5 protein-coding genes are annotated in these 7,860 nt (G+C 34.1%); all 5 read left to right on the top strand.

Annotated features, from left to right (window positions below):
- Positions 1–412 (top strand): RNA-guided endonuclease InsQ/TnpB family protein (locus tag FOT98_RS02525; protein WP_260850901.1); only part of this gene is annotated, 412 nt, incomplete at its 5' end.
- A 155-nt stretch (positions 413–567) separates the two neighbouring features.
- On the top strand, positions 568–1,728 hold the full coding sequence (locus tag FOT98_RS02515; RefSeq protein ID WP_063260015.1) for a GNAT family N-acetyltransferase: 1,161 nt from the start codon (positions 568–570) through the stop codon (positions 1,726–1,728).
- 228 nt (positions 1,729–1,956) lie between these two features.
- Entirely contained in the window at positions 1,957–2,523 is a 567-nt protein-coding gene (locus FOT98_RS02510) for a TetR/AcrR family transcriptional regulator (RefSeq protein ID WP_001107306.1), read from the top strand.
- A 251-nt stretch (positions 2,524–2,774) separates the two neighbouring features.
- Entirely contained in the window at positions 2,775–5,891 is a 3,117-nt protein-coding gene (locus tag FOT98_RS02505) for an MMPL family transporter (RefSeq protein WP_063260014.1), read from the top strand.
- A 308-nt stretch (positions 5,892–6,199) separates the two neighbouring features.
- Positions 6,200–7,825 carry an ABC-F family ATP-binding cassette domain-containing protein gene (locus tag FOT98_RS02500; protein WP_063260013.1) on the top strand — a complete coding sequence of 542 codons (1,626 nt, stop codon included), beginning with the start codon at positions 6,200–6,202 and terminating at the stop codon, positions 7,823–7,825.
- Positions 7,826–7,860: the final 35 nt, after the last annotated feature.

The following is a 7,860-nucleotide window of genomic DNA, read 5'->3' as shown; positions in this document are numbered from 1 at the left end:
AAATGTTCTTAGAGTGCAAAAGTTGCATGCTCGATTAGCGAATATTCGAATAGAGTATGTAAAGTCTATTGTAACGAATGTGGTGAAAACCAAGCCAACGTTTATTACAGTAGAAGATTTGAATGTGAAAGGTATGATGAAGAATAAACATTTATCTAAAACAATTGCCAAGCAGTCTTTTTTTGCTTTTCAAACGTGGCTTTTGACGAAATGCGAGGAATATGGAATTGAATTACGTCAAGTAGACCGGTTTTATCCATCGTCAAAGTTATGCTCATGTTGCAGTCAAAAGAAAGCGGATTTAAAGCTATCTGACCGAGTATATACATGTGAATGTGGCAATGTAATGGATAGAGATTTGAACGCAGCGATCAACCTTTTACAAGCAAAAGAATATACAATACTAACGTAAATAGATTGTATATATGTACGGTGGGCTACATCGGAATTTACGCCTGTGGGGTGTCACAGCAAACTGTAGTAGCAAGTGATTAGCGAGGCAGGGCACGTAGAAGCAGGAATACTCTAAGGATATACATTTGTCTATATTTTTAGTAGCAGAAGTATATGAACGTTATACGATTAAAAGAAGATAAATTCAAAGAAGCAATACGCTTATCAGAATACGCTTTTCAATATAAAGTTGAAGAGGAACGATTGCAGCAGCAACTTACAAAGATGAAAGAAAGTCATGAAATATACGGTATTATGGAAGGGGAAGATTTAGCAGCAAAACTGCATCTCATTCCGTTTCATATATACATAGGCAAAGAAAAATTTAAAATGGGTGGCGTTGCAGGGGTAGCGACGTATCCAGAGTATAGAAGAAGCGGGTATGTAAAAGAATTGCTTCAACACTCACTACAAACGATGAAAAAAGATGGATATACAGTATCGATGCTACATCCATTTGCCGTTTCGTTTTACCGTAAATATGGATGGGAACTTTGTGCGAACCTCCTTGTATGTCAAATGACAAAGAGCGATTTAGTGATGAAAAAACAAGTAAACGGTACTGTGAAACGATTCAATAAAGAAAATCACTCTGAAGAGGTCGAGAAACTTTATGAAACATTTGCAAAACGTTTTTCCGGTATGCTAGTTCGCGATGAAAAATGGTGGTTACAAGCTGTATATGATGATTTAACATTAGCGATTTATTACGATGAAAATAAAAGGGCAGCTGGCTACATGCTATATAAAATTGAAAACAGCAAAATGACAGTAGAAGAATTTGTTCCACTGCATAATGAAGCGCGAAATGGTCTGTGGAACTTTATTTGTCAGCATGATTCTATGATTAAAGAACTTGAAATGACTATAAGTGAAAACGAACCGTTATTATATACACTACAAGAGCCGCGAGTAAAGGCAGAAATAAAGCCGTATTTTATGGGAAGAATTGTAGATGTAGAGCAGTTCCTAAAACAATATGAATTAAATTGGAACAATGTACAGCAAGAAGTGATTTTACATATTACAGATTCGTTTGCACCGTGGAATAACGTATCAGTAAGGCTTGCGAATCATGAAATAACAATTATGAAAGAGGAAACAATAGATAAAGGAATTAAGCTGGATATAAATGCATTATCTACAATAATGTTTGGATACAAACGTCCGTTAGAACTTAATGAACTAGAATTCATTAGCGGAAGCGAAGAGGAAATACAAGCATTTGAAAATATAGTTCCAGCACGTAAAGCATTTATTTATGATTTCTTTTAAGATTTAAATAGGAAATGGGCTGTCCCAAACAAAATTTTGGACGGCTTTCTCTTTCGTTCTCGTTTTTGTCGGTAAATCGATATATTCTAAAAACCGCTGATATAAATTGATTCACAAACAAGGGATTAAAATTGCAACTATACGTAGTTACGCACTTGACTTTTAGTCCCTGTAATTTATAATTAAAAACGGAATGAATTTTCATTCCTGAAAATAGAGGTGGAAAAAATGGCTAAAAACAAACAAGAGGATATTTTTGATGCTGCGATGCAACTTTTTGCAGAGCGTGGTTACGATGGTACGACAATTCCAATGATCGCTGAGAAAGCAAATGTCGGTGCGGGTACTATTTATCGCTATTTTGCAAATAAAGAGGCACTTGTTAACTCATTATTTTCAAAAAGTATGTTACAGCTTTCTGAAATGATAAAAACGGATTTTCCTGTTGAAGCAAATATTCGTGAACAGTTTAGTCATACGTATAACCGTTTATTTGAATTTGCGAGAAACAATGTAGATGCTTTTTTATTTACAAATTCTCACTGCGATAGTTATTTTCTTGACGAACAGAGTAAGAAAATATTTGACGATTTTATAGGCTTCTTTATGAATATTATTGAAGATGGAATCGCAAAAGGTTTTCTTCGTCCATTGCCTCCAGTTGCTTTAATTATTATTGTATATCAACCGTTAGAAAAATTAACGAAAGTAATTGCAACAGGGCAATTAGAATACTCGAAAGAGTTAGTAAAAGAATTGGAAGAAAGCTCTTGGAATGCTATTAGAATCATTTGATTCTATAGCTTTATAAGAACAGGAATGAATATTCATTCCTAAATAGATTTAAAAAATGAAAGTAGGAGAGGATATTTGTGCAACTAAGGGAATGAACATTCATTCCGGGAAGAGTAGTTTAATAGAGTTTATAAAATAAATTAATAGAATGATAGGAATGAACGTTCATTCCTAAAAATAGTTTCGAAATAATAGGAATGAATATTCATTCCTAAATTAACGTGAAGCTTTCAAAACGGGAGATGATTAATATGAGTAAGCTGAAAAATTGGAGAAGTTTATCTTTTCTATTATGGATAGTTATTACTATTACAATGATCGTAACGATGCCTAATATGGATAAATTAGTGAAAGAGAAAGGGCATATTACGATTCCTAATACAGAGCAAAGTAGTATCGCTGACAAAATGATAAGAGAGATGGATAAAGACGGGACAGAAAAATATGATGTTATAGCTGTTTTTAATAGTGGAAGTAAAGCAGCTTTAACAACTGAGCAAAAAGATGAAATAATAAAAACAATCAATGCTTTACAAAATGAAAAAGAGCAATTAGGAATTAAGGAAGTTGTTTCACATTTAGATAATAAAGACTTGGAAAAACAATTAGTTTCTAAAGATAATACGACTATTTTAACGCAAATATCCATAGATAAAAAGCATGGTGAAATATCAAAAGTTACAAATAATCTTCATAAAAAAGTACAAACAAAAGGGGTAAAAACGTACTTAACAGGAAGTGACTTAATAGCGGGTGATTTTCTTAAATCCTCTCAAGAGGGAGTGAAAACGACTGAAGTTATTTCAATCATTTTCATTCTTATAGTATTAATCATTGTATTCCGTTCACCTGTTGTTCCGATTATTTCTCTTCTTACAGTTGGTGTATCGTACTTAGTTTCAATGGGGATTATTGCTCATCTTGTAGATCAATTTAATTTTCCATTTTCAAACTTTACGCAAGTCTTTGTAGTTGTCGTTCTGTTTGGAGTGGGAACAGACTATAACATTTTATTATTTACGAGATTTAAAGAAGAATTAAGTAAACAAGAAACCGCATTTTTAGCTACGAAAGAAACATTTAAATCGGCAGGTAAAACCGTATTGTATAGTGGGATTGCGGTGCTAATTGGTTTTGCATCTCTTGCTTTAGCAAGTTTTAAATTATATCAATCTACTTCAGCGGTAGCAATTGGTGTTTTAGTATTACTACTCGTTTTAACCACTTTAAATCCGTTTTTCATGGTGCTTTTAGGAAAAGGAATGTTTTATCCAGTTAAAACATTTAAAGGTCATGAAGACAGTCGATTATGGGGATTCTTTGCGAAAAACTCAGTAGCAAGACCATTTGTAGCTTTAATTATTGTATGCGTGATATCGATTCCTTTCGTATTAAAATATTCTAGTACACTTAATTACAATGACTTATTTGAAGTAGACAATAAGTACGAATCAAAGATGGGGATTAACGTAATAGAAGACCATTTCCCACCTGGTTTTTCTTCACCAAGTACGTTAGTCATTCAATCGGATAACAAGTTAGACGAGGCGAGTTCTCTTCAAACTTTAGATGAACTAACTGATAAGATTTTGAAAGTGAAAGGTGTTTCAGAAGTATATTCACCGACGCGTCCAACTGGTGAAAGGATAAAAGAACTATATATAAATAAACAAGCGGGAGAACTAAATACAGGTTTAGGAGATGCTAATGGTGGTATAAAGGAAATTAATGATGGATTAACTACTGCGAAAGATAAAATGGGTAGTAAAGACTCAAATAGTCTTGCAAACGTTCAAAAGTTAATTGATGGAACAAACGAAGCGAAAAATGGTGTAACAGCATTAGGAACAGCTTTACATCAACTATCAAATGGTATAAATGACGGAGCACAAGGTGCGCAGCAAATTGAGAGTGGATTAACTTCAGTAAATGAAAATATAAATGTTTTATCTAATGCAACTTCACAACTTCATGCTGGTTATTCGCAGTTAGAAAAAGGTTTAAGTTCTTACGATCAATACTTCGGAAGTATTTCTCAAGCCATTGATGGTGCGAAAAAAGGCTATGAACAAATTGAAATGCTAATGACCAATTTCATTCAAACGAAACCAGAATTAGCAAATGATCCGAACATACAGCAAACGATAGGAATTGCTAAAGAGGCTCAAAAGCAATTAGGCGTGCTTTCCAATGAATTAAATCAATTAGCAACGCAGCATAAAGCAGCGATGGGCTCATTTAAAGAAGCAAATCAATCGTTATTGAAAGTGGATAACGGCTTAAAAGAAATGAATAATGGAGTTACTAAATTACAAAAAGGAGCAGCTGATCTTAAAAATGGATTAGATGAAGGTGCTTCAGGTTCAAAACAAATCGCGAACAAGTCATCTGAGTTACAAACCGGATTAACAAAAATAAATGATGGGCAAGGCCAGTTATTAACCGGGCTGAAAGACTTGCAAGAACAGATGGGGCAATTACAATCAGGATTATCTAAAAGTACAGAAGGGCTTGAAAAGGTAAGTAACGGACTAGGGGATGCTCAGAAATATTTAGGAGAACTGAATGAATCAAAAAGCTCTGAGAAATTTTATATTCCAAAAGAAGTTTTAGACGGAGAAGATTTCCAAAAAGCATTGAATACGTATATGTCACATGATAGAAAGACTGCTAAAATGACAATCATTTTAGACGTAAATCCGTATTCAAAAGAAGCGATGCCAATCATTGAAGATATTAATAAAACGATAGACGGTACGTTAAATGGTACAGAATTAAAATCAGCCAAAAAAGCGATCGGCGGTACAACTGCTAGAAACGTTGATTTAAAAGAAGTAACAGGTCAAGACTTCTTACGTACAGCTACGATTATGTTAATTGGAATTGCGATTGTATTACTCGTTATTACACGGTCATTTTTAAATACAATCTTTATTATTGGATCTTTAATATTAGCTTATTTTGCATCACTTGGTATAAGTGAACAAATTAGTGCACACTTATTAAACGTAGAGTCATTAAGCTGGAATGTACCATTCTTTAGTTTTATTATGATTGTCGCTTTAGGTGTGGATTATAGCATTTTCGTAATGATGCGTTACAATGAGTTAGAGGGAGAACCAGCAACGAAAATTGTAAATGCCTCTCGTCACATAGGAGGAGTCGTATTATCGGCGGCACTTATTTTAGGTGGTACATTTGCTGCATTAATCCCTTCAGGTGTATTGACACTTATACAAGTAGCATCCGTTGTTGGTGTTGCACTGTTACTATTAGCTATCATTGTGATGCCAATATTGTTACCTGCTTTAATAGGGTTAACGAATAAAATGAAGAATTATACGAAGAAATTAAGCAAAAGACAATAAAAGAATCCCCTTTTATAAGGGGATTCTTCTTATTTAATAAATTTATCTATCACATCTTTATATTTTGCAAATTCTTCATCTTTCATATCTCTATTCATTATGAAATTTGCTTCTATATAATATTGTTTCGTTAAAAACATACATTTTATTCAAGGTAGAAAAGGGATGAATAGCAATCAACCGTTGCTATTCATCCATCTTCTACTATATAATAGCTATAGTCTACAATAATTGAGTCGTAATATGCGATTTTTTAAGACAATCGGTGAGAAAACGCTGAAATAAGCGGTATTAGTAGGAGGACACAAATGATTACAGTAAGTAACGTTAGTTTGCGTTTCGCGGATCGCAAATTATTTGAAGATGTTAACATAAAATTCACGCCAGGTAACTGCTACGGTTTAATCGGAGCAAACGGTGCTGGTAAATCGACATTTCTAAAGATTTTATCTGGAGAAATTGAAGCATCAACAGGTGACATACATATTACGCCAGGTGAGCGTCTAGCAGTATTAAAACAGAACCACTTCGAATATGAAGAGTTCCCAGTATTAGAAACAGTAATTATGGGTCACACGCAACTTTATAAAGTTATGCAAGAGAAAAATGCCATTTACATGAAAGAAGATTTTAGTGATGAAGATGGTATGCGTGCTGCTGAACTTGAAGGTGAGTTCGCTGAGCTTAACGGTTGGGAAGCAGAATCAGAAGCTGCAATCCTTCTTAAAGGTTTAGGTATTGGTGAAGATGTTCATGATAAGAAATTGTCAGAATTAACTGGGGCAGAGAAAGTAAAAGTATTACTTGCTCAAGCATTATTCGGTAAACCTGACATTCTATTACTAGATGAGCCTACCAACCACTTGGACTTAAAAGCGATTCAATGGTTAGAAAACTTCTTAATGAACTTTGAAAATACAGTAATCGTTGTATCCCATGATCGTCACTTCTTAAATAAAGTTTGTACGCACATGGCTGATCTTGATTTCGGTAAAATTCAACTTTATGTTGGTAACTATGACTTCTGGTATGAGTCAAGCCAATTAGCTTTAAAATTAACACAAGATGCTAATAAGAAAAAAGAAGAGAAAGTAAAAGAGTTACAAAACTTCATTGCACGCTTTAGCTCAAACGCATCTAAAGCGAAACAAGCAACTTCTCGTAAAAAATTATTAGATAAAATTACATTAGATGATATTAGACCATCATCACGTCGTTATCCATTTGTTGGCTTTACACCTGAGCGTGAAATAGGAAATGACTTATTAACTGTTGAAGGTCTTTCTAAAACAATTGATGGTGAAAAAGTGTTAGATAATGTGTACTTCACTTTAAATAAAGGTGATAAAGTTGCATTTATCGGTCGTAACGATATTGCGATGACAACATTATTTAAAATCCTTATGGGTGAAATGGAGCCAGATAGCGGTTCATTCAAATGGGGCGTTACAACATCTCAATCTTACTTCCCAAGAGATAACTCTAAATACTTTGAGAACAGTGACTCCAACTTAGTTGATTGGTTGCGCCAATTCTCTCCACAAGATGAGTCAGAAAGCTTCTTACGTGGTTTCTTAGGCCGTATGTTATTCTCAGGTGAAGAAGTTAAGAAGAAAGTTTCTGTATTATCTGGAGGCGAAAAAGTTCGTTGTATGCTATCTAAAATGATGTTAAGTGGTGCGAACGTAATCACACTTGACGATCCAACGAACCACTTAGACCTTGAGTCTATCACTGCATTAAACAACGGTTTAATCGCATTTAAAGGTACAATGTTATTCACATCTCATGACCATCAGTTCGTACAAACAATTGCAAACCGCATTATCGAAGTAACGCCAAACGGTGTAATTGATAAAGAGGCTACTTACGATGAGTTCTTAGAAAATGAAGAACTTCAAAAACAAGTAGATGCAATGTACAAAGGTCAATAATAAATGATGAAAAACCTCGCTCTCGTTATGAGAGC

The organism is Bacillus sp. HY001 (assembly GCF_007558965.1).
Taxonomy (GTDB): domain Bacteria; phylum Bacillota; class Bacilli; order Bacillales; family Bacillaceae_G; genus Bacillus_A; species Bacillus_A mobilis.
Note: the sequence above shows the minus strand (reverse complement) of the source record. Positions and strands in the feature narration are given on the sequence as shown.